At 70.4% G+C, this 22,746-nt stretch carries 21 protein-coding genes; 10 read left to right on the top strand and 11 right to left on the bottom strand.

The window, feature by feature from the left end; translation table 11 throughout:
• Positions 1-16 precede the first annotated feature (16 nt).
• Positions 17-1,210, bottom strand: coding sequence for an RtcB family protein (locus ACWC09_RS46710; protein WP_450857692.1), 1,194 nt, complete (start codon positions 1,208-1,210; stop codon positions 17-19).
• Positions 1,211-1,416: 206 nt separating this feature from the next.
• Between ACWC09_RS46710 and ACWC09_RS46705 the strand changes: the two genes are divergently transcribed.
• The 3 genes from ACWC09_RS46705 to ACWC09_RS46695 all read left to right on the top strand — a co-directional run bounded on the left by ACWC09_RS46705 (position 1,417) and on the right by ACWC09_RS46695 (position 4,769).
• Positions 1,417-2,226: a DUF3558 domain-containing protein gene (locus ACWC09_RS46705; RefSeq protein ID WP_450857690.1), complete on the top strand. Its 810-nt coding sequence runs from the start codon at positions 1,417-1,419 to the stop codon at positions 2,224-2,226.
• Between the two features lie 120 nt (positions 2,227-2,346).
• Complete coding sequence (locus ACWC09_RS46700; RefSeq protein ID WP_450857688.1) at positions 2,347-3,309, top strand: DUF3558 family protein; 963 nt, start codon at positions 2,347-2,349, stop codon at positions 3,307-3,309.
• Between the two features lie 182 nt (positions 3,310-3,491).
• Positions 3,492-4,769, top strand: a complete 1,278-nt coding sequence (locus ACWC09_RS46695; RefSeq protein ID WP_450857715.1) for a DUF2637 domain-containing protein — start codon at positions 3,492-3,494, stop codon at positions 4,767-4,769.
• Positions 4,770-4,837: 68 nt separating this feature from the next.
• Here ACWC09_RS46695 and lysS read toward each other — a convergent pair whose 3' ends face one another.
• Positions 4,838-6,580 carry a lysine--tRNA ligase gene (gene lysS / locus ACWC09_RS46690; protein WP_450857686.1) on the bottom strand — a complete coding sequence of 581 codons (1,743 nt, stop codon included), beginning with the start codon at positions 6,578-6,580 and terminating at the stop codon, positions 4,838-4,840.
• 147 nt (positions 6,581-6,727) lie between these two features.
• On the opposite strand from lysS, the gene argS reads away from it, so the two are divergent.
• Positions 6,728-8,491, top strand: coding sequence for an arginine--tRNA ligase (argS, locus tag ACWC09_RS46685; protein WP_450857684.1), 1,764 nt, complete (start codon positions 6,728-6,730; stop codon positions 8,489-8,491).
• 83 nt (positions 8,492-8,574) lie between these two features.
• The gene (locus ACWC09_RS46680; RefSeq protein WP_450857682.1) at positions 8,575-9,030 is read left to right on the top strand and encodes a TetR/AcrR family transcriptional regulator; all 456 of its coding nucleotides are present in this window, start codon (positions 8,575-8,577) and stop codon (positions 9,028-9,030) included.
• Here ACWC09_RS46680 and ACWC09_RS46675 read toward each other — a convergent pair.
• On the bottom strand, positions 9,019-9,429 hold the full coding sequence (locus ACWC09_RS46675) for an ATP-binding protein (RefSeq protein ID WP_450857680.1): 411 nt from the start codon (positions 9,427-9,429) through the stop codon (positions 9,019-9,021). The two genes, ACWC09_RS46680 and ACWC09_RS46675, sit on opposite strands and share 12 nt — an antisense overlap.
• Positions 9,430-9,552: 123 nt before the next feature.
• Between ACWC09_RS46675 and ACWC09_RS46670 the strand changes: the two genes are divergently transcribed.
• From ACWC09_RS46670 to ACWC09_RS46655, 4 genes are all read left to right on the top strand, one after another.
• The gene (locus tag ACWC09_RS46670) at positions 9,553-10,380 is read left to right on the top strand and encodes a helix-turn-helix domain-containing protein (RefSeq protein WP_450857678.1); all 828 of its coding nucleotides are present in this window, start codon (positions 9,553-9,555) and stop codon (positions 10,378-10,380) included.
• Complete coding sequence (locus ACWC09_RS46665) at positions 10,377-10,553, top strand: DUF397 domain-containing protein (RefSeq protein ID WP_450857676.1); 177 nt, start codon at positions 10,377-10,379, stop codon at positions 10,551-10,553. The genes ACWC09_RS46670 and ACWC09_RS46665 overlap by 4 nt, the downstream gene beginning before the upstream one ends.
• Position 10,554: 1 nt before the next feature.
• A complete protein-coding gene (locus tag ACWC09_RS46660; protein WP_450857674.1) occupies positions 10,555-11,325 on the top strand; it encodes a DUF4253 domain-containing protein in 771 nt (256 codons plus the stop codon).
• Positions 11,326-11,404: 79 nt separating this feature from the next.
• Positions 11,405-11,659, top strand: coding sequence for a hypothetical protein (locus tag ACWC09_RS46655; RefSeq protein ID WP_450857672.1), 255 nt, complete (start codon positions 11,405-11,407; stop codon positions 11,657-11,659).
• Between the two features lie 12 nt (positions 11,660-11,671).
• On the opposite strand, the gene ACWC09_RS46650 is transcribed toward ACWC09_RS46655, so the two are convergent.
• Positions 11,672-12,883 (bottom strand): aminotransferase-like domain-containing protein, encoded by a 1,212-nt coding sequence (locus tag ACWC09_RS46650; RefSeq protein WP_450857670.1) that lies wholly within the window; start codon positions 12,881-12,883, stop codon positions 11,672-11,674.
• Positions 12,884-12,999: 116 nt separating this feature from the next.
• Entirely contained in the window at positions 13,000-13,902 is a 903-nt protein-coding gene (locus ACWC09_RS46645; RefSeq protein ID WP_450857668.1) for an SAM-dependent methyltransferase, read from the bottom strand.
• Positions 13,903-14,155: 253 nt separating this feature from the next.
• On the opposite strand from ACWC09_RS46645, the gene ACWC09_RS46640 reads away from it, so the two are divergent.
• Complete coding sequence (locus tag ACWC09_RS46640) at positions 14,156-14,356, top strand: hypothetical protein (protein WP_450857666.1); 201 nt, start codon at positions 14,156-14,158, stop codon at positions 14,354-14,356.
• Here ACWC09_RS46640 and ACWC09_RS46635 read toward each other — a convergent pair whose 3' ends face one another.
• The 6 genes from ACWC09_RS46635 to ACWC09_RS46610 form a co-directional block, all read right to left on the bottom strand.
• Positions 14,357-14,728, bottom strand: a complete 372-nt coding sequence (locus ACWC09_RS46635; protein ID WP_450857664.1) for a DUF805 domain-containing protein — start codon at positions 14,726-14,728, stop codon at positions 14,357-14,359.
• A gap of 291 nt (positions 14,729-15,019) precedes the next feature.
• Positions 15,020-16,012, bottom strand: coding sequence for a porphobilinogen synthase (gene hemB, locus ACWC09_RS46630; protein ID WP_450857662.1), 993 nt, complete (start codon positions 16,010-16,012; stop codon positions 15,020-15,022).
• Between the two features lie 82 nt (positions 16,013-16,094).
• A complete protein-coding gene (locus ACWC09_RS46625; RefSeq protein WP_450857660.1) occupies positions 16,095-16,454 on the bottom strand; it encodes a hypothetical protein in 360 nt (119 codons plus the stop codon).
• A 34-nt stretch (positions 16,455-16,488) separates the two neighbouring features.
• Positions 16,489-17,364 (bottom strand): glycine betaine ABC transporter substrate-binding protein, encoded by an 876-nt coding sequence (locus tag ACWC09_RS46620; RefSeq protein ID WP_450857658.1) that lies wholly within the window; start codon positions 17,362-17,364, stop codon positions 16,489-16,491.
• A 50-nt stretch (positions 17,365-17,414) separates the two neighbouring features.
• A complete protein-coding gene (locus tag ACWC09_RS46615; protein WP_450857656.1) occupies positions 17,415-18,065 on the bottom strand; it encodes a hypothetical protein in 651 nt (216 codons plus the stop codon).
• 290 nt (positions 18,066-18,355) lie between these two features.
• Entirely contained in the window at positions 18,356-22,348 is a 3,993-nt protein-coding gene (locus tag ACWC09_RS46610) for an nSTAND1 domain-containing NTPase (protein WP_450857654.1), read from the bottom strand.
• Between the last annotated feature and the right edge of the window lie 398 nt (positions 22,349-22,746).

Raw genomic sequence — 22,746 nt, 5'->3', positions numbered from 1 at the left:
GAAGGGGCCACATTCCTCAACCCTTCACGCAGACAACCTGCTTCAGCTTCGCCACGACCTCCACCAGGTCCCGCTGCTGGTCGATGACCTGCTCGATCGGCTTGTAGGCGCCCGGGATCTCGTCCACGACGCCGGAGTCCTTACGGCACTCCACGCCCCGCGTCTGCTCCTCCAGGTCCTTCGTCGAGAAGCGCCGCTTCGCCGCGTTGCGGCTCATGCGCCGACCGGCGCCGTGGGACGCCGAGTTGAAGGCCTTCTCGTTGCCGAGGCCCTTCACGATGTACGAACCCGTGCCCATGGAGCCGGGGATGATCCCGTACTCACCGGAGCCGGCCCGGATCGCGCCCTTGCGGGTGACGAGCAGGTCCATGCCCTCGTAGCGCTCCTCGCTCACATAGTTGTGGTGGCAGGAGATCTCCGGCTCGAAGGTCGGCTTCGCCTTCTTGAACTCCTTGCGGATCACGTCCTTGAGGAGCGCCATCATGATCGTGCGGTTGTACTTCGCGTATTCCTGAGCCCAGAACAGGTCGTTGCGGTACGCGACCATCTGCGGGGTGTCCGCGACGAAGACTGCGAGGTCGCGGTCGACCAGTCCCTGGTTGTGCGGAAGCTTCTGGGCCACACCGATGTGATGCTCGGCAAGTTCCTTGCCGATGTTCCTCGATCCGGAGTGCAGCATGAGCCACACCGAACCGGATACGTCGATGCACACTTCGCAGAAGTGGTTGCCGCTTCCGAGCGTCCCCATCTGCTTTTCGGCACGGTCGTGACGGAATTTGACCGACTCGGCAACCCCGTCGAACCGCCCCCAGAAGTCGTCCCACCCACCGGTCGCAAACCCGTGCAGCCGTCCCGGGTCCACGGGATCGCCATGCATACCCCGCCCCACCGGAATGGCCTGCTCGACCTTCGACCGCAGCCGCGACAGATCCCCCGGCAGGTCGTTCGCCGTGAGCGACGTCTTCACCGCCGACATTCCGCAGCCGATGTCCACCCCCACCGCCGCAGGGCACACGGCCCCCTGCATGGCGATGACGGACCCGACCGTCGCGCCCTTGCCGTAGTGGACGTCCGGCATGACCGCCAGGCCCTTGATCCACGGCAGGGTCGCGACGTTGCGCAGCTGCTGGAGGGCGACGTCCTCGACCGACGTGGGGTCGGTCCACATACGGATGGGGACCTTCGCGCCCGGTATCTCTACGTAGGACATATCTTCCTCGTTCCCCCGGAAACCTGACAGAAGTCTCACATCGCAAAAGCCGCGCCGGGGTCAACGAATCGGACAACGGACCAGCGTTCGCGGTGTTGCGTGCGATACACATTGTCTGCAGGGGGCGCCCCCGTGCGGCAAGCGAATAACCAGCGGGGACACTGGAAACACCCCGGCATCGAGACACCGTCGAGAGGAGCCCGACCGTGCGGAAGGCCTACGTACCCGGCACCGTCGCCCTCCTCGCGGCGCTGCTGGCCGGCTGCACCAGCGGCTCGAGCACCAGCGGCAGCACCGACGCCGCGAACCCCGGTGACGCCGGCACGGCGACCGCCGCGGCCCAGCCGGGCAAGTACGACACGCTCCCGGAGCCCTGCGGCGCGATCACGCACGGCACCCTCGACTCCCTCCTCCCCGGCATCAAGCAGATCACGGACGAGGAGCAGCGCCAGAAGGCGTACGAGGGCGAGGCGACGCAGACGTTCGACACGGACCGGAAGGTCGGCTGCCGTTGGAAGGTGGAGTCGACCGACGCCACCGACCATCTCTTCGTCGACTTCGAGCGGGTCGTGTCGTACGACAACTCGGTGAGCGACGACGCCCAGGCGCAGGAGCTGTTCGCGGAGAAGGAGACGGCGGCGGATCTGCCCGAGCCGTCGACCTCCGCGGGTTCCGAGTCGGCCTCGGGCGCCGACGCCTCCAGCAGTGCCGACCCCGGTTCCTCCCCCTCGTCCACGCCTTCTTCATCCTCCTCTTCCTCGGTCACGCCTTCCGCCCTCCAGCCCCGCACTCTCTCCGACCTCGGCGACGAGGCGTTCCTGAACGACGCGCTGAGCGGTTCCGGTTCGACGGCTCAGCAGCGCACGGTGACTGTGGCGTTCCGCACGTCCAACGTCATCGTGACCATCGAGTACGAGGAGCAGCCGGCGACGGTCGGCGTGGTGCCGGACAGCAAGGAAATGCAGGACAGGGCCCGGAATCTGGCCTCGAAGCTGGCGGATGTGCTGGGCGGTTGACGGCACTTCGCGGGTACCTCACACCTCTGCGCAAAGGTTTCGAAACAAAACCGCACAGCTTCCTCACCGCGTACCGTGGCCCCTCGGACCGGAACGCCGACCGCGGGAACCACGAGCGTCATGAGTGAAGGAACCATGCAGCGAGCAGCAGAGCGAGATCAGCGGAGCCAGCGACAGCTGGGGGTCCCTCCCACGCCTTTCAGGCAGTGGGGGAGAGCCAAGGGGCGTGGCCGCGTCCTTGTGTGCGCGGCCGCGGTGCCGGTGGTGCTGCTGGTGGCCGGATGTTCCTCGGACTCGGGTTCGGGTGACAGCGGCAGCAAGGGCTCGGACGCCGGTGGTACTGCGGCCTCGGGCGGCGGCGCGAGCGCGTCTCCGACGGTGCAGGCGGCGGCGTACAAGAAGCTGCCGGGCTCGTGCGGGGTGCTGTCGAAGAAGACGTTGACGTCGCTGGTGCCGAAGGGGGTCAAATCCGGCAAGGCGGGCACCTCCAGTGACACGGCGACGCGGGCGAGCTGCTCCTGGAGCAGCCTGGACAACAACGGCGTGAAGGGTTCCCAGTTCCGCTGGCTGAACGTGTCGCTGCTGCGCTTCGAGTCGGACGCCACACGCGGCGAGGGCAACCAGCTGGCGCACACGTACTTCCAGAAGCAGGTCAAGGACGCCCAGGCGGTCGAGGGCGCGAAGAACACCAAGTGGCAGACGGTCGCCGGGACGGGCGACGAGGCGACGCTGGTGCGTTACGACCTGAAGAAGAAGGAAGGCGCCTTCAAGCAGCAGACGCTCGTGACGCGTGTCGAGAACGTGGTCATCACGCTCGACTACAACGGCGCGGGCCTGGCGGGCGAGAAGACCCCGAGCGCGGACTCCCTCGTGAAGCTGGCCGAGCAGGCGGCGAAGGAGGCGGTGGCCACGGTGTCGGCCGCGAACGGCGCAGGCGGCACGGGCTCCGGCTCGGGTACGGGAGCGGGCACGACGAGCCCGTCGCCGTCCAAGTCGGCGTCGAAGTCACCGTCGGCGTCGCCCTCGAAGGCCGCCAAGTCCTCTTCGGCCTCTCCCTCCTCCTCAGCGTCGAAGAAGAGCTGACTGTCACATCTGGACGCCAATTCGCAGCTCAACACCGCTTTTTGACGGAGCCCGGGCCCCTCAGGGGACCGGGCTCCGCCCGTCCGGCAACACGTGCGGCGCACACATGTGCCACCCTGTTGCGCGCAACAACACGCAAGGGGAGGGGAGTACGGGTGGCCGCGCCACTGCAGCTGACTCGGATGCACCGCGTTCTCATCGGCGTGGTCGTAACCGGCGCCGTGATCATCGCCGGTATCGGCTTCGCCGGTTCGTACGCGGCGGTCCGCGAGTTGGCCATCAAGAAGGGCTTCGGGAACTTCGCGTACGTGTTCCCGGTCGGCATCGACGCCGGAATCTGTGTCCTGCTGGCCCTGGACCTCCTCCTCACCTGGATCCGCATTCCCTTCCCCCTCCTCCGCCAGACGGCCTGGCTGCTGACGGCGGCGACGATCGCCTTCAACGGCGCGGCCGCCTGGCCGGACCCGCTGGGTGTGGGCATGCACGCGGTCATCCCGGTCCTGTTCGTGGTCGCGGTCGAGGCCGCCCGCCACGCCATCGGCCGGATCGCGGACATCACGGCCGACAAGCACATGGAGGGTGTCCGCCTCACCCGCTGGCTCCTCTCCCCCATCCCGACGTTCCTGCTCTGGCGCCGCATGAAGCTGTGGGAGCTGCGCTCCTACGAGCAGGTGATCAAGCTGGAACAGGAGCGGCTGGTGTACCAGGCGCGCCTGCACTCGCGGTTCGGGCGGGCGTGGCGCCGGAAGGCGCCCGTGGAGTCCCTGATGCCCCTGCGTCTGGCCCGCTACGGCGTCCCCCTGGCGGACACGGCCCCGTCGGGCTTGGCGGCAGCGGGCATCGAGCCGGTCCTGATACCACCGCCACCGCAGTTGGAGGCCGCTGGGGCGGCGCCCGTCCCACGGAAGGCGGCGCCTCCCGGCGAGCGGCGCCAAGAGCTGGTCAGCGCCCCGGACGCCGAGCAACAGGCTTACGAACCCGAGCCCCGGCCCGTCCCCGAGCCCGAAGTGAGCCCCTGGCTGCACGCGAGGCCCCCGCAGCAGATCGAGTACCACGGCGGCTACAACCCCGCCTACGACCCCTCGGACCAGTACGCCGAGTGGTACGAGGAGCAGAAGCAGGCGGACCAGTACCGCGAGCAGTTCGAGGAAGAGCCCCCGCCGCCCGGTCAGGAACCGTCTCCGGAGGAGACCGGCACCTTCCCCATCCCGGTGGGCCCGAACCGCACCCGCGAACTCGGTGAAGGCGGTGGGCCCCCGGAGCCCCCGCAGCCGACCGAGGAGGACTTCTACCAGGTCTTCCGTCAGTCGATAGACGGCAGTTACCCGACGGCCGGCCAGTTCCGCGCCAACGTGGAGGCCACGTACGGCACCGCCCTCCCGCACCGCGACGCCGAGCGCATGGTCAACCGCTTCACCAACCGCCACACGGCGGAGCTGCAGGAAGACCACATCGCATAAGGACGCAAAAAAGGACGTGAAAGGGGGGCCCTCAGCTGAGGGCCCCCCTTTTCGTCGCCGCTTACTCGTTACTCCCCGAGCAGCCGCCGCACCCGCTCCTGCCCCACCGCCAGCAGCAGCGTGGGCAGTCGCGGACCCGTGTCGCGGCTGACCAGGAGCTGGTACAGCAGGGCGAAGAAGGTCCGCTGGGCCGTCTTGATCTCGGCGGGCAGTTCCTTGGGCCCGGCGTCCGCGGAGAAGCCGGCCTGCACCTTCGGGACGCCGTAGACGAGGTGGGTGAGCCCGTCGAGCGACCAGTGCTCGGCGAGGCCGTCGAGCAGCAGTCGTACGGACTGCTGGGACGCCTCGTCGAGGGACTTCAGCAGCTCGGCGTCCGGCTCCTCGCGCACGATGGTCCGCTGGTCGGCGGGGACGTGCGTGTTGATCCAGGCCTCGGCCTTGTCGTACCGCGGCCGTGCCTCGTCGAGGGAGGTCAGCGGGTCGGACGGGTCCAGCTCGGAGAGGATCCGCAGGGCCTGGTCCTCGTGCCCGGCGGTGATGTCGGCGACGGACGCGAGCGTCCGGTACGACAGCGGGCGCGCCGTCCTCGGCAGCTCACCCGCGGCCGTACGCACCGCGCGGGAGTGCGCGGCGACGTCGGCCGGGAGGGCGGAGCCGTCGGCGACCTTGCCGTCCAGCTTGTCCCACTCGTCGTAGAGCCGCTGGATCTCCTGGTCGAAGGCGATCTTGAAGGACTGGTTGGGCCGGCGCCGGGCGTAGAGCCAGCGCAGGAGCTGCGGCTCCATGATCTTCAGGGCGTCGCCGGGGGTGGGCACGCCACCGCGCGAGGACGACATCTTCGCCATGCCGGAGATGCCGACGAAGGCGTACATGGGGCCGATCGGCTGCTTGCCGCCGAAGATCCCGACGATCTGCCCGCCGACCTGGAACGAAGACCCCGGGGAGGAGTGGTCGACGCCGCTCGGCTCGAAGATCACACCCTCGTAGGCCCATCGCATCGGCCAGTCGACCTTCCAGACCAGCTTGCCGCGGTTGAACTCGTTGAGCCGGACGGTCTCGGAGAAGCCGCAGGCCGTGCAGGCGTACGTCAGCTCGGTGGTGTCGTCGTCGTACGAGATGACCGTGGTGAGGTCCTTCTCACAGTTGCCGCAGTACGGCTTGTACGGGAAGTACCCGGCGGAGCCGGACGAGCCGTCGTCCTCGCTCGCCGCGCCCGAGCCCTCCTCGGCCTCCAGTTCGGCCTCGTCGACGGCCTTCTGCTGCTGCTTCTTCGCCGGGGCCTTCTTGGTGCGGTACTGGTCGAGGATGGCGTCGATGTCGCCGCGGTGCTTCATGGCGTGCAGGATCTGCTCGCGGTAGGCACCGGCGTTGTACTGCTCGGTCTGGCTGATCCCGTCGAACTCCACGCCGAGTTCGGCCAGCGCCTCGACCATCGCGGCCTTGAAGTGCTCGGCCCAGTTCGGGTACGACGACCCCTTCGGCGCCGGGACGGAGGTCAGCGGCTTGCCGATGTGCTCGGCCCACGTCTCGTCGACACCGGTGACGCCGGCCGGCACCTTGCGGTAGCGGTCGTAGTCGTCCCAGGAGATGAGGTGACGGACCTGGTGACCGCGGCGGCGGATCTCGTCGGCGACGAGGTGGGGGGTCATGACCTCGCGGAGGTTGCCGAGGTGGATGGGCCCGGAGGGGGACAGCCCGGACGCGACGACCACGGGTTTGCCGGGGGCCCGACGCTCCGACTCCTCGATGACGTCATCCGCGAAACGGGAGACCCAGTCGGCGGTCTCGGTGCTCTGAGCCACGATCGGCACGTCCTTCTTTCTCCGGGGCAGCCAGTACGGTCAATCGGCTGACGCCTCATTCTCCCAGACCGCCCCTCGCCCGGGAAAACGGCTTTACCCCCCATGGGATACTGGTGGGGTCTATCGATCCCCACGAGGAGAACGGCTCCCATTCCTATGGCCCCGGTCACGTCCCTCAGCGACAACGTCAACCAGCAGCTCGCCGACGCCCTCGCTTCCACCCTCCCGGAAGCCGACGGAGTCGACCCGCTGCTGCGACGTAGCGACCGGGCCGACTTCCAGGCCAACGGCATCCTGGCGCTTGCCAAGAAGGCGAAGGCCAACCCGCGGGAGCTGGCGACCCAGGTGGTCTCCCAGGTCGTCACCGGCGACGAGCTGATCAAGGACGTCGAGGTCTCCGGGCCGGGCTTCCTGAACATCACGCTCTCCGACCGGGCGATCACCGAGAACCTGGCCGCGCGGTACGCGGACGACACCGGCCGCCTCGGCGTGCCGTACGCCGACAACCCAGGCACGACGGTCATCGACTACGCCCAGCCGAACGTGGCGAAGGAGATGCACGTCGGCCATCTGCGGTCCGCGGTGATCGGCGACGCCCTGCGCGGCATGCTCGACTTCACCGGCGAGAAGACGATCGGCCGGCACCACATCGGCGACTGGGGCACCCAGTTCGGCATGCTCATCCAGTACCTGTTCGAGAACCCCGGCGAGCTGGCCCCGGCGGAGGACGTCGACGGCGAGCAGGCCATGTCGAACCTGAACCGGGTGTACAAGGCGTCGCGCGCGGTCTTCGAAGCCGACGAGGAGTTCAAGGAGCGGGCGCGGAAGAGGGTCGTGGCGCTCCAGTCCGGCGACAAGGAGACGCTCGAACTCTGGCAGCAGTTCGTGGACGAGTCGAAGGTCTACTTCTACTCGGTCTTCGAGAAGCTGGACATGGAGATCCGCGACGAGGAGATCGTCGGCGAGTCCGCGTACAACGACGGCATGCCCGAGACCGCCCGCCTCCTGGAGGAGTCGGGTGTCGCGGTCCGCTCCGAGGGCGCGCTCGTCGTCTTCTTCGACGACATCCGCGGCAAGGACGACCAGCCGGTGCCGCTGATCGTGCAGAAGGCGGACGGCGGCTTCGGCTACGCGGCCTCCGACCTGACCGCGATCCGCAACCGGGTCGTCGACCTGCACGCGACGACGCTGCTCTACGTCGTGGACGTACGCCAGTCCCTGCACTTCCGGATGGTCTTCGAGACGGCCCGGCGCGCGGGCTGGCTGAGCGACGGCGTCACCGCGCACAACATGGGCTACGGCACGGTGCTGGGCGCGGACGGCAAGCCGTTCAAGACGCGTGAGGGCGAGACGGTACGGCTGGAGGACCTGCTGGACGAGGCGGTGCAGCGGGCCGCCGAGGTCGTCCGGGAGAAGGCGCAGGACCTCACCGAGGACGAGATCCAGGAGCGGGCCGCGCAGGTCGGCATCGGTGCCGTGAAGTACGCGGACCTGTCGACGTCGCCGAACCGCGACTACAAGTTCGACCTGGACCAGATGGTGTCGCTGAACGGCGACACGTCGGTCTACCTCCAGTACGCGTACGCCCGTATCAAGTCGATCCTGCGCAAGGCGGGCGAGACGAAGCCGGCCGCGCACCCGGAGCTGGAACTCGCCGAGGCGGAGCGGGCGTTGGGCCTTCACCTCGACGCCTTCGGGGACACGGTCTTCGAGGCGTCCGCGGAGTACGCCCCGCACAAGCTGGCCGCGTATCTGTACCAACTGGCGTCGCTGTACACGTCGTTCTACGACAAGTGCCCGGTACTGAAGGCCGAGACGCCGGAGCAGGTCGAGAACCGCCTGTTCCTGTGCGACCTCACGGCCGGCACGCTGCACCGGGGTATGGCCCTGCTGGGGATTCGGACGCCCGAGCGGCTCTGAGGCCCGACAGCTCTGGAGCCCGCCGCAACACCCCTGATCCGACCGGGGTGTTGCGGCGGGCTTTCGCCGTTCAGCTGTCGCAGTTGACCCAGCGGTTGGAGTCCTTGCGGGACCGTATCGCCCGGCTGGAGGGCCAGGGCGCGGCCCTGAGGGAGGCGGCCGGCACCGGCACGGTCACCGACAACCTCACGACCGCGATCACGGACCTGTTCGACGGGGTGGCCGTCTCGGTCGTGGCCCTCGTCATCGCCCGCGACGCACTCCGCGCGCGTCTGCGGGCGGCCGGTTCACGGGGGATTCCGCCGATGACGGAGGCGGCGGGGATGCTGGCGGGGTATCTGGCGGCGGAGCGGGAGCGGGGCCGTATCGCGGCGGACGCCGACGTGGAGGTCCTCGCACCGACGCTGCTGGGGGCGGCGCATTTGTTGTACGCGGATCGGGAGGCGGGGGTGCCGGACGCCGGGGCGGTGCGGAGGGTCGTCACCGCAGTGATCGCGGGCGCGCCGGCCGGCTGGCGGTACAGCCGTTCAACGCGGTAGCGGCAACCCGAACTCACACCACACGACCTTGCCGGGTTCGCGTTCCTCCACACCCCACTTGTCACTGAGCGCGGCGACGAGAAGCAGGCCCCGTCCACCTTCGTCGGCGTCCTCGGCGATGCGGGGAGTACCGGCCCCGCTGTCATGAACCTCGACGCGGAATACGTCACCGTCGCAGCGGAGGCGCAGCAGGAACCCTCGGCCGGGCGGGACGCCGTGCAGGAGGGCGTTGGTGGCCAGCTCACTGACGCAGAGTGAGACGTCGTCCGCGCGGGGCCAGTCGGCGAGGTTCCAGAAGGGCAGGGCCCAGGTGGTGAGTTGCCTGGCGGCGGGGACGGAGCGGCGGTGCCGGGGGAAGAACTGGTCGAGCTGGTGGGGGAGTTCGGTTTCGGCGTTCACGGGACGAAGGTCGCGCAGAGTTACTACCGTTGATCAGTGCGTGGTCCCGGACGGGGATTTTGTACGGGCGATGTACGGGTTGCGCGTGCTCCGGGACAGGTGGATATGGGGAGTCAGAACAGCATGAACTCCAGGAAGTCGCCGCGGAAGAAGAACGCCTCGACGATGCGCATGGTGGGCGGCCAGCTGAAGGCGGCCCGCACGGCGTCCGGCTACACCCAGCGCTCGCTCGCCGACGCGGTTCTCGTCGACGAGGAGACCATCGCGTCGATCGAGCAGGGGCGGCGCGCACTGCAACCCGACCTGGCCGAGGCCTTGGACGAACTCCTGGGAGCGAAGGGGATGTTGGCGGCCGGGGTCTCCAACATGCCGGACATCGACCAGTTCCCGCTCTTCGCCGAGCAGTACATCGAGCACGAGCGCAAGGCGATCGCCCTGTCCTGGTACGACACCCTGGTGGTGCCCGGTCTCCTCCAGACCCCCGCGTACGCCCGCGCACTGCTGAGCAGCCGCGTTCCGCCGTACGACGAGGACGAGTTGGAGACGAAGATCGCGGGCCGCATCGGCCGCCAGGAGATCCTGCAACGGAAGGTGCCGCCGACGCTCAGCTTCGTCGTATGGGAGCCCGTACTGCTCTGGCCCAACGGGGGACCCGAGACACACCTCGACCAGCTCCGGTATCTGCGGGGGCAGTCCGAACTCCCTGGCCTGTCGTTCCAAATCCTTCCGCTGAGCCGGACGTCACACGCGGGAGACGCAGGCCCGTTCATTCTCCTGGAGACGCCCGACCATCAGCACCTCGCCTACACCGAATCCCAACGCGGCAGCCAGTGGGTATCCGACCCCGATGAAGTGTCCATCCTGGCACGTAAATATGCGATGCTGCGGACGCAGGCTCTCACCGTCGAGGACTCCAGAAGCCTGCTGGATCGACTGCTAGGAGAGCAATGAGCACCGCACTTCAGTGGTTCAAGTCGAGCTACAGCAGCAGTGAAGGCGGCGCATGCCTCGAAGTCGCCTACACCGAAGACGCCATCCACATCCGCGACTCCAAGAACTCCGACGGCCCCACCTTCCAGGTCGGCAACGACGCCTGGGCCGCGTTCCTCGCAGCCACCAAGTGACATGGCAGCACTTCCCAACCCGCTCCCCCGTCTCACCACCCTCGGCCTCGATCTCCCGCCCGGCCACCTGATCGACGAGACCGACGAGGGACCCTGGCACGAACCCCTCCTCTGGGTCACCGACGAGCAGCCCGCGCCCGGCGTCTGGGACGCGCTGCAGCACACCGCACCGGCCGTCGGTCTGCTCCCCGTTCTCGTCGATGTCGGCGGTGACCTGGGCGGCCCGGAGGACTGGGAGTTGATGCCCGGCGAGATGTCGTACCCCGGGGATCACGACCCCGACGAGGTGCTCACCGAGCTCTGGTACGAGTGCGCCGCGGACGGCGAGGACTGGCCCGGCCTCGCCGACGCCTCACACAACACCGGCATCGAGACCGCCGCGTCCACCCTCGTGGACGCCGTCCTCGAAGGCGGCGGCCCCCTCAAGGCCCCCCGCCTGGCCCTCGTCCCCGCCCGCCGCGCCGCCGACATCCCCGTGGCGATCGGCTGGACGGGCCCGGCGAACCACGAGGGCGACACCGCCCGTCTGTCCTCCGTGCTCCGGTCCTGGGAGGACCGCTTCGGCATACGCGTCGTCGCCCTCGGCTTCGCCCACCTGCTGGTGTCCGTCGCCGCCCCGCCCGGCACGCTCGCCGAGGCGGAGGCGCTGGCCGCCGAGCACTTCGCGTTCTGCCCGGACAACATCCTCCAGAACGGCCGCGACACCACCCTCACCGGCTACGCCGAACACCACCTCCTCAACCAGCCGTCCTGGCACTTCTGGTGGGACTGACCAGGTGAGAACGTTCTTCGACACGGGGAGAGGACCGGGCGACCGGTCCTGAAGGAGTCGACGAGATGACGTCCTGCGCATGAAGGGCCAACACGCTCCCGGCAACGGCGCCCGCAGGACCCCGGACCGTGCGGCGGCCGAGCCGGATCCCGGCCGTCGCCGGGCGACGAGGACGGCACTCCGGGTCGCCCTCATACTCATCGGGCTGGTCGCCGCCGTGCTCGTCTACGTCCTCGTCCGCGACTTCCTCGACTTCGACCACGCCGTCCGCAACCCCCAGGACGGCTTCTCCGACTGGCAGTGCGCGAGCGAGTCCGGCACCTGCGACCGCTGAGCCCCGGGCGTCCTAGAGGGACTTCAGCCCCTCTCCGAGCCTCCGCAGCCCCTCCCCGATCTCCTCCGGCGTCTGCGTCACGAAGCACAGCCGCATCGTCGACCGCTCAGGCCGGCCGGCGTAGAAGGGCGCCCCGGGGACGTAGGCGACATCGTGCCGCACGACCTCCGGCAGCAGGGCCGTCGTGTCGTACGGCTCCGGGAGCCGGGCCCAGAGGAACATGCCGCCCTCGGGACGGCTCCAGGTAGAGCCCGGCGGCAGGGCGTCCGCCAGCCCCGCCAGCATCGCGTCCCGCCGCTCCCGGTACACCCCGGCGACGTGGGCGACGTGCGCGTCCAGGTCGCGGTCCGTCAAGTAGCGCGCCGCGGCCAGCTGGTTGACCGTCGGGGTGTGCAGATCGGCCGCCTGCTTGGCCACCGCGCACGCCCGGCGCAGCTCGGCGGGCGCCCGCAGCCAGCCCAGCCGCAGCCCCGGCGCCATGACCTTGGAGAAGGAGCCGAGCAGCACGACCCGGTCGGCGGCCCCCTCGTAGGAGGCGATCCACGGCACCCGCTCGCCCTCGAAGCGCAGTTCGCCGTACGGGTCGTCCTCGACGATCCACAGCCCGCGCCGCTGCGCCACCTCCGCGACGGCGGTCCGGCGCGCGGCGGGCATCGTGCGGCCGGTCGGGTTCTGGAAGGTGGGGACCGTGTAGAGGAGCTTCGGGCGCTCGCGGAGCACCAGGTCCTCCAGGGCGTCGACATCCACCCCGTCCTCGTCCCCCGGCACGGGCACGATCCGCGCTCCCGCGAAGCCGAAGGCCTGAAGTGCCGCCAGATAGCAGGGGCTTTCGACGAGGACCGTGTCGCCGGGCTCCAGCAGCACGGTGGAGAGGAGGGACAGCGCCTGCTGGGAACCCGTCGTCACCAGGACGTCGTCGGCGGTCGTCGGCAGACCCCGCACACGCGTCCGCTCCGCCAGCGCCGCCCGCAGCGCCGGCTCCCCCTCCGTCGTCGAGTACTGCAACGCCCGCTCCGGTGCCTCGGCCAGCACCGCCCGGAACGCCTCCGCGATCCCCTCCGCGTCGAACAGCTCCGGCGCCGGCAGCCCGCCCGCGAAGTTGATCACCTCGGGGCGGGCGGTGACGGCGAGGATGTCCCGTACCGGCGAACCGCCGATCGACCGGGCCCGCGCGGCGAGCGGCGGCTGGGCGGAGGCGGTCGGCACGGGCTCGGCGACGGTCATGGCACGGCTCCTTGGCTGCGGGACAGCGGCTCGTAGTACCCGCAGCCTAGGGATTTGCATGCCGTCTACAAGCAGGTTTCCGGGATACGGACGTCCACCGCGCGACCCGGTTCCGCTCAGGCCTTCGTGCCGGTCGCCCCGTACACGTTGATGTCGTCGTCCGTCACGTCGTTGATGTCCCGGTAGCGGATCTTCTCGATGTCGTCGAGGGTCTCGAAGTACGCCTCGTCCACGGCCGGCGGGGCGGGAGCCGGGCCGGGGCGCCACTGGTGGACGGGGACCACGCCGGGGGCGTCCAGGGTGAGGCCGGGCGTCTCGGCGTAGAAGCGCTCGACCTCCGCCTTGGAGCGGAAGACGAAGGTGAAGCCGCGCTCGGTGTACGTCCGCTGGACCGCACGGGCCGGCTCCGGGTGCATCTCGTCGGTGAGGTGGCTGAGGACGACATGGCTGCCGGCGGGCAGCGCCTCCACCAGCTCGTGCACCAGCGGGTACGCCTCCTCCTCCTCGACGAAGTGCAGGATCGCCACCAGGAGCAGCGCGATCGGCTTGTCGAAGTCGAGGGTCTTGGCGGCCTGTTCCAGGATCTCGGACGGGCGGCGCAGGTCCGCGTCGATGTAGTCGGTACGGCCCTCGGGGCTGGAGGTGAGCAGGGCGCGGGCGTGGGCGAGGACCACCGGGTCGTTGTCGACGTACACCACCCGCGACTCGGGGGCGATGGTTTGGGCGATCTGGTGGACGTTCTCCGCGGTGGGCAGCCCGGTGCCGATGTCGAGGAACTGGCGGATGCCCTGCTCCTCGGCCAGCCGGGTCACGGCCCGGCGCATGAAGTCGCGGTTGTGCCGTACGTCGAGGTAGCCGCGAGGGTTGGCGGCGAGCGCGGCGGCGGCCGCGGCGCGGTCGACCGGGTAGTTGTCCTTGCCGCCGAGGAAGACGTCGTAGACGCGGGCCGGATGGGCCTTGGTCGTGTCGATCCGTCCTCTCAGCAGTGCGGGGTCCTGGCTCAACGCATCACCGGGCACGGGCGTCTCCCTGGGAGAGTCGGGGCGGTCATTCAAGGCGCAACGACCAGTCGTCAACAACCTAACTCGCGGCGGAAGTTGATGGTGCCCGTCCCACGAACTGCCTTCGGGACATGACATCCCCGCAGGTCAGATGCCATCCCACGGTATCGGCGTCCCGAATCTCGCGCGGACTGTGGCGTGCGGTACCGATCACCGCTCAGGCTGAGCACAGCAAGCCCTAAGCCCACCCTACGGAAAGGCACGTGCCGCCATGCCCGCCCGAGTCACCCCCCGCACCCGCCGCCTGCTCGCAGCCGCCGCCCTCGCGCTCGCCGCCCTCGCGATGACCGGCTGCCAGGACGGCACGGGCCTCAGGGACGAAGGCCCGGCGAAGAGCCATGCCCTGAACCTGGACGCGAAGAGGCCGCCCGGTCAGGAACATCGACCGGGCGGCCTGGAGAAGCGCGGGTGATCAGCCGGCGTACGCCGGAGCGGCTTCCTTCGGGTTCGGGCCGTACTGGTTCGGGCCCGGCTGGCTGTCCAGGCAGGTGAAGACCAGCAGCGTGATGCCGCCGACCAGCGGGACGATGCCGAACAGCAGCCACCAGCCGGACTTGCCCGTGTCATGCAGACGACGGACGCCGACCGCCAGGCTGGGCACCAGGATGCCGAGGTAGAAGACGGCGATCAGGCCGAAGACGACCGAGCTCTTGGACGCGAGGGCGAGGACCATCAGAACCACGTAGGCGATTCCGATGACCAGCGCGTACTGCCAGTACTCCGCGCGGCGCGAGCGCCCACTGAACTGCGCGTACTTCTTCAGCGGCTCGAATGCATAGCTCACTTGCGTCCCCCAGGGATCGACGTTCGGACCATCCGGAACGGATCAGGCCAGGCGCAGAAGGTATGGAGGCTGACGAGAACTCGTCAATTCGATTTGTACACCGCAAGGGTTGAGCGCTATTCGGACAGATCCACCCCAGATCCACCACGAATACGGCGCTGATCACGGCGAATCACCGGAAGGGCAACGCCAGTTCACGGTTCCGAGTTGCTTCCGTTGCTGAAACGAGCACGTACCGTTGCCGGTCGGTGGCCGATTCGAGGCCTGACGTATCCCCTTCCGTATCCCGATTCAGCACAACTTTTGGGCCACTTCCGTCGCCCAGTACGTGAGGATGTTCTGCGCGCCGGCCCGCTTGATACCGGTCAGGGTCTCCAGGATGGCCCGGTCGCGGTCGATCCAGCCCTTCTCGGCGGCGGCCTCGATCATCGAGTACTCGCCGGAGATCTGGTAGGCGGCGACGGGCACGTCCACGCTGTCCGCGACCCGGGCGAGGATGTCGAGGTAGGGACCCGCCGGCTTCACCATCACCATGTCGGCCCCTTCCTCCAGGTCGAGGGCCAGCTCGCGCAGGGACTCGCGCACGTTGGCGGGATCCTGCTGGTACGTCTTCCGGTCACCCTGGAGCGAGGAGGCGACGGCCTCCCGGAACGGGCCGAAGAAGGCGGAGGCGTACTTGACGGTGTAGGCGAGGATGGCGACGTCCTCGCGCCCGATCTGGTCGAGCGCGTCCCGGATGACCCCGATCTGCCCGTCCATCATCCCGCTGGGGCCCACCACATGGGCGCCGGCGTCGGCCTGCACCTGGGCCATCTCGGCGTACCGCTCCAGGGTGGCGTCGTTGTCGACCCGCCCCTGGTCGTCCAGCACCCCGCAGTGCCCGTGGTCGGTGGTCTCGTCGAGGCACAGGTCGGACATGACGAGCAGGTCGTCACCGACCTCGGCCCGTACGTCACGGAGGGCGACCTGCAGAATCCCGTCCGGGTCGGTCCCCGGCGTCCCGAGGGCGTCCTTCTTGGACTCCTCCGGCACCCCGAACAGCATGATCCCGGAGATCCCCGCCGCCACCGCCTCCGCGGCCGCCTTCTTCAGGCTGTCCCGCGTGTGCTGGACGACCCCGGGCATCGCCGAGATCGGCACCGGCTCGCTGACGCCCTCGCGTACGAAGGCCGGGAGGATGAGGTCCGCCGGGTGCAGTCGGGTCTCGGCCACCATGCGCCGCATGACGGGGGTGGTGCGCAGCCGCCGCGGCCGCGTGCCGGGGAAGGATCCGTACTTCGTCATGCCCTCTACGCTACGCCCGCCCCGGGAGCACCTTTGCCGACGCCGTGTCGCGACGGCGTCGGCAGAGGCAGCGATCTTTCGGCTACGACTGGTGGTACGTAAACGTGCTGCCGTCCTTGGACTTCGGCACATACACCTGGTGCCAGGTCCAGCCGGCCGGCGGACGCACATAGTGGAACTCGACCGAGCTGTTGGTCTGCCACCAGTAGTCGCCGGCGGTGGTGCAGCCGTTGGCCGGGACGTCCCAGAATCGGGAGCCTCCCCAGTCGCCGTGGTCGTTGTAGCCGACCAGGTAGAACTTCAGCGCGCTGCCGTTGTCGTTGCAGATCCGGATCTGCGCGTTGGCCGTGGCGGCGTCGGCCGTCGCGGGCATGGCGAGGGTGCCGAACACGGAGGTCGCGGTGAGAGCCGCGATGGTGAGCTTTCTCTTGAGGGAACCCATGTCGCTCGTGCCTTTCCAGGAGGAGGGAGGGGCGTCAGCCCAGGAGGCCGTTCGAGCGCAGCCACTTCCGTGCCGTCTCGGACGGGGACCGGCCGTCCTCGACGGAGGCGGCCAGGTCGGCCAACTGTGCTGTGGTGAGGCGGGAGTTGAGGCGGGCCAGGGCCTTGCGGGCGGTGCGGCCCGCGTAGGGGGCGCCGATCAGCGGGAAGACGTGCTCGGGCGGCAGGGCGCCCTGGGGGTCGGTCAGCACGACCAGGCCGTCGCGGGTGAGGACGGGGTCGGTGGCGCGCAGGACCAGTACGTCGGCGGTGGCCGAGGTGCCGACCGCGGTGAGGTGGACGCCGTAGGCCTGCTGGAGCGTGGTGGGCGACGGGGCGTCCGGGTCGCCTGAGGCGGAGCCGCCGAGGGTGCGGTGGCTGCCGGCTTTCGCCAGGTCGGCGAGGGTGCGCAGATGGTGTTTGCGGGCGGTGGTGCGGGTGACCGCGAGGACGACGCCGTTCTCCGCCCTGGCGGGCGGGAGGGCGTCGATGCCCGGGGGCAGGGCCATGCTCAGGGTGGCGGCCATGTTGCCGGGCATGGTCTGGCCGCCGGGCAGGGCGCGCAGCAGCGCGGTCTCGTAGGCGGGCGCGAGGCTGATCCCGCCCTCCACGACGGCCTTCGCGGTGGCGGCGGGCGAGGCGTACCGGGTGCTCGCCGTCCGCACCTCCACCCCGGCCTCGGCGAGGAGTTCGCCGTAGAGCGCGGCCACGACCCTGCTCTCCGCCGAGCCGTCGCTGCCGATCACCGTCGGCCCGGTCCGGTCCGCGTAGGCGGTGGACTCATCGCCGCTCGCGTTGCCGCAGCCCGCGAGGAACAGCAGCGAGCACACGGCGGCCGCGAGGGCACGCGGGAGGAGGCGGTTGCCAGACATCAACGGGACACCACTTCCGGGTGTGGACTTCTCGGTGGAAACTTCGTGGCTCAGCAGTGGGCGGCGCGGTCGCCCGAACTCATCGGCGCGTCCTTGAAGTTGACGTAGCCCGCCTTGGGGTTGTCCTGGTTGAAGCCGCTCGACGTGTAGTTGTTGACGTACCAGATGTAGTGGCCGTAGTAGCGCTTGCCGAAGTGGATCTCGTACCAGCCGGTGGCCTGCTGCTTGGAGGTGCCGCGCTCGATCCAGCCCTTGTAGCCGGCCGGGATGTTGACGGTGTCGGACTCGGTGTCGGTGTGCGAGGTGGTCCAGGAGTGGCCGTAGGACACCTCGACGGAGGTCTCGTACACCTCCCAGAACTTGACGCCCGCGGTGATCGCCACGCCGACCGAGTTGGTGGCGGAGGTGGTGTCCGACCAGTCGATGCGGTGCTGGTTGGTCTGGCTCGCGCAGTTGTACGCCGTGGTGCCGACCTGGTGCCGCGGGCCGGTGTAGGTGTAGTAACTCTGCGGGTGGAACTGGCACAGGTCGGCCCAACTGCAGGCGTCCAGCAGCTCCTTGGTGGTCGGGCTGCTGGCGGCGTACGACTGCGGAGCAGCGAGCAGGGAGGCCCCGAGCGCGAGGGCCGCGACGGTGCCTGCGCTGCGGGCGAGGCGGCGGGCGGGAACGTGCGAGCGGTTCTTGCGGAGCGCGAATTGCATCGTTTACTCCATTGGTCCAAGGGGACGTTGGATTTTTTTGCCGGCCCTCGGGGATGAGAGGGCCGGCCCGGTGACCGCCTCGCCGCCTCACCGGGGGGAGTCGCCGGCGGCGGGGCGGGCCGTTCGACGTCCACTTTCGAAGCCGCGGGGTTGTTGATCAATGCAGGTCAGAGGGGTAAACAACTCGATCGGGGGGCTGAGGGAAGCTGTGCGGCGGCCCAGAACGGCCGCTCTCTCGCGGAACGGGCCAAACGGACAGGGGACGGCCCGGGTGCCGCACGCCGGCCGGCTCAGCGGCGCGCGCGGTCCGCGGTCGCGTGCCGGGGCTCGGGAGAGTTCCGCTTTGCCGGCGGAACGTCCAGTGCGTGCTTCCTCCCGCCCGCGACGGAGCCGGGCCGGGGGCGCGGATCGGGCGATGGGGAGGGGTTCGGGCCGCGCTCGGATTCCGGGGTCGCGGGTGTGACGGGCTTGCTGGGCTTGGCGGTTGCCGTGGGGGTGCGCGTGGTGGAGACGGGTGCGGTCTCGGCGGCGGCATCCGTGCGAGCGTCCGGGCCGGCGTCGGTCGCGGCCTTCGGCGCGGTGCTCGTCACCAGGCCGTCCCCCGTCGCCGTGGCCCCGTCATCGTGCCCCTCCTCGGGCTGCTCGCACACCTTGCGGTACGGCACGTCCGGCAGATACCGATGCCACTCGCCCATGCTCAGCGTCCGCCTCGCACGGGCACACAGCCGCGCGGCGACCTGCGTGGCCCCGACGGCGTAGGTGTGGACGGGGATGTGCCGGCCGGCGGCGTACAGGAAGGCCCCCTCCGCGCCGAAGGCCAGCGAGTCGACCGCGTCGCCCGGGTCGCCGAGGCTGCCGCCGAGCGGCTGGTTCAGCGCGAGGTCCCACAGCCGCAGGCCGCCCGACCCGTACGCCACGGCGAGGGTACGGCCGTCGGGGCTGAAGGCGAGAGCGGTGATCCGGGAACAGGAAGCGCAGCTGGTGGTGGCGGGGAACGGCGGAACGACGGCCTCGGTACGCCGCTCACCGGCCGCGTCCCACACGGTCACCGTCCCGGAGGCCCCGCCCGACGCGAGATGGGCGCCGTCGGCACTGACCGCCAGGTCGTACGTGCCGTCCGCCTCACGGAACGGCCCGAGCCCCGGTGCCGAGCTCCGGCCGGAGTACCCGGAGGCCAGGGTCGCCGACGCCGCCGAGGCCAGCACCTCCGGCCGGGCGATCCTGCTCCTTCGCACGGTGTCCCACACCTGCCCCGCGAACCCACCACCGGGCAGGGCCCAGGAGACCAACAGCCGTCGGCCACGCGCGGTGAGCCCGATCGAACGGGCGGTGGCTCCGACCGGCCCGACCACCTCGAGCGAGGCCCCTTCCGGCCCCCGAGCCGACACGTCCCGCACAACGAACCGGCCGGCCGAGGGCCCGTCGGCCAGGCCCCCGGCCGACGGGCCCCCCGCGGACGGCGCGGCGACACCGTAGGCGATGTACCGGCTGTCCGGGCTGAAGGCGAGCAGGAGGCGGGAGTCGCTCGCGGTGTCCGACATCTCCGTGGGGCCGAGCGGCCGGTCGGCGCCGCGACCGTCCCGCCGGTCGCCCACGTCGTCCGACTTCCTTCCGGCGACGGACAGTTGGGCGACACGGCGACCGGTCCGCAGGTCCTGAAGTCGCACGCGATAACCGGTACCGGTCCGTTCCCCGACGGCCAGCAGTCGACCGTCCGGGCTGAGCAGCACGGCGGCCAACGGCCGTTCCCGCCAGGTGGAGACCAGCGAACCCGACAGATCGAGGGACCGTACCGTGCCACCCGCCAGATAACGCAGGGTCGGGCGGGCGGGGTCCCAGGCCAGAGAACTGACGGGAGCACCGGCCACGGTCTGGTTCAACACCGGCACCCGGGGCGCCGAGACCCGCCACACTCTCACCCCGTCCGCCCCGCCGGCCGCCAGGAACTCCCCGTCCGGGGTGAAGGCGAGATGTCGAGCACCCGGACCGCCGAGGTCGGCGAGCCGCCGCCCCGACCCGGTGTCCCACACCCGTATGCCACCGCCCGACACCACGGCGAGCCGCGCACCGCCCGCCCCGAAGGCGACGGTCGAGGACGAGCAGTCGCCGCTCACCGCCGAGTCCCGCCAGTCCCCCCGCAGCGCCCGCCGCCGGACGACGTCCCACACCTCGACCGGCCGCCCCCGCCGGCAGAGGGCCACCAGCCGGTCGTCCGAACTGGGCACGGGGTACAGGTCACCCACCGTCTCGAACAGCACCCGCCCGCCCTCGACCGACCGCAACTGCACCCTCGGGTCCGGCCCGGACCGCTGTACGACATAACTGTGCCCGTCGCCCCCGAACCCGAGCACCCGCCCGGCCGCCGCCGGGTAGGCACCCGCGTCCTGCGCCCCGTCGGCCCCCGGCAGCCGCCACAACCGCCGCCCCCCACGGCCGCCCAGCGCCAGAGTCCCGCCGCCGGAATCCACGTCGACCACCGGCTCGTCCGGCATCGCCCCGGCCCCGGTCCGCCGATGCGTGGCCACATCCCACGTCGACCACGCACCCTCACCCACCGCGAGCAACGTCCGCCCGGAGTCGGTCAGGAAGCTCCGCCCGTCCTCCCCCTGTTCCGGCCGCGTGAACACGTCCTCCTGAGGCTCGGTGAGCGCGGTGAACAGGGCCGCGCGGCTCGTCGCCGAGGGGGCGAGGCGCCAGGCGGCGACGCTGAGGAGTGCGGCGGTGCGGGGGTCGGTCGGCTGGGTGCGGCCGGCGAGCCCGGCTGCCTCCAGTGCCACCGCCCGGGTACGGGCCAGGTCGGCCGCCTCGTTCTTCTGGCAGGCCAGTTGGCCCGTGATCAGCGCGCCGGCCGTGGCGAGGCAGAGCGCGACGGCCAGTCGCCGCGTCCGCTTCCGCATCCGGCCCGCCGTCCAGCGCTCCATGGTGTCGGCGACCCGGGAGGCGCTGAGGAAGGCCCGCTCGCGCCCGGTGAGGTCGTCGTCGCTCACGCCCCGCCCGAACAGCGCGTCGGCGACGGCGAGATGGGCGCCACGGTAGAGGTTGCCGGAGTCATGGCCGTGCTCCTGCCAGATCCGGGCGGCCTCACTGAGCCGCCGGTGCTGCCGCAGCCGCTCCCGGTTGGCCTCGATCCAGCCCTCCAGCCGGGGCCAGCCGGTGATCAGGGCTTCGTGGGCGAGCTCGGCGTTCTCCTCATCGAGGGTGATCAGCCGGGCGCAGGAGAGCCGTTCGAGGACGCCGGGCACCTCGGGGTCGGGCCATTCGCGCAGATCGGCCCGGCTGACCGGGCGCCGGGCGTCGGGGGTGCCCTCGCCGGGGGCGATGAGGGCGAGCAGCAACCGCCGGGCGGTGGCGGCCTGCGCCGGCGACAGCCGCCTGTAGGCCTCCTCGGCCGCCGCCGCGATCGCCCCGTGGATACCACCGGCCGCCTCGTACGCGGCCAGCGTCAGCACACCGCTGCGCCGCCGACGCCAGGTCTCGCGCAGGGCCTGCGACAGCATGGGCAGCGCGCCGGGCTGGTCGGCGGCCTCCTCGACGATACGGGCGGTGAGCTCCCGCTCGACCCTCAGCCCCGCCGCCGTAGCGGGCCGGACGACCGCGTCCTGCAACTCGCGACGGCTCATGGGCCGGACGGTCAGAGCACTGTCTCCCAGAGCCGCGGCCAGCCCCTCGTGCTCCGCACACAGCCTGTGGAAACTCCCGCCGACGGCAACAACGACCCGCAACCGACTGGACGACTCCCTCGCCGCCAACAACCGCTCCACGAACCGCCACCGGTCGGCCCGGTCCCGGCAGAGCGTGAAGATCTCCTCCAACTGGTCCACCACGACGAACCGTTCCGGCCCGTCCGCCGCCGGATCCAGCAACCGCCCGTGCGTGGTGTTCGGCCTGGCCCCCGGCGTGATCAGCCGGAGCTCCATCCCGCAGTCCTTCTCCCGTACCAGGGCCTCGAGCCGGGGCAGCAACCCGGCCCGCAGCAGAGAGGACTTCCCGCTCCCGGAGGTCCCGAGCAGCACGGCGAACCGGTGATCCACCACCAGCTTCAACAGCTCGTCGACGAGCCGATCCCGCCCGAAGAACAAGGCCCGATCGCCCTGCTCGAATCTCGCCAGCCCCTGATAGGGCGAGTCCCCCTCCTCCGCCCGATACGGCGTCGCCCCCTCGGTGACGTCCCGCCAACGCCGCTCCCACACGTCCGGATCGGCGCCACAGGCCTTCGCGTACGCCCGCACGACCGCGGAGGACGGCAGCCGTTCCCCGGAGGCGGCCCGCGACAGGGCGGTCACGGACAGCCCTGTCCGCTGGGCCATTGTCCGGTAGGAAGGCGCCCCGGCCTCCCTGCGAAGTAATCGCAGCTCATGGGCGAACCGCTGGACAGGCCCGGCCTCGGGATCAACCGGTCGCTCAGGACGCCCCAAGGTGCCACCTCACGCACAGAGTCCCTGCACGTCAGGACAGCATAATGTCCTGACAAGCGCTTTCCTTGCACTTTAAAGTACTCGGTCACGCGCGGACAGGGCAATGCCTACTGTCAAGTACCTTCAACTTGTCCGGACAGCATCGCTTCAGCGGACGGTTCTCCTCGACGAGGCCGCCCCCAGGGACGCGCGTCCCTGGGGGCGCCGCCCCGAGGACGCGCCCCGCAGCTGGGCTCCCTGGACGGCCGTCGCCGGTTTCGTGGCCG

Source organism: Streptomyces sp. NPDC001617, assembly GCF_053596855.1.
The sequence above is the reverse complement of the archived record's forward strand: the minus strand, read 5'-3'. Positions and strand labels throughout refer to the sequence as shown.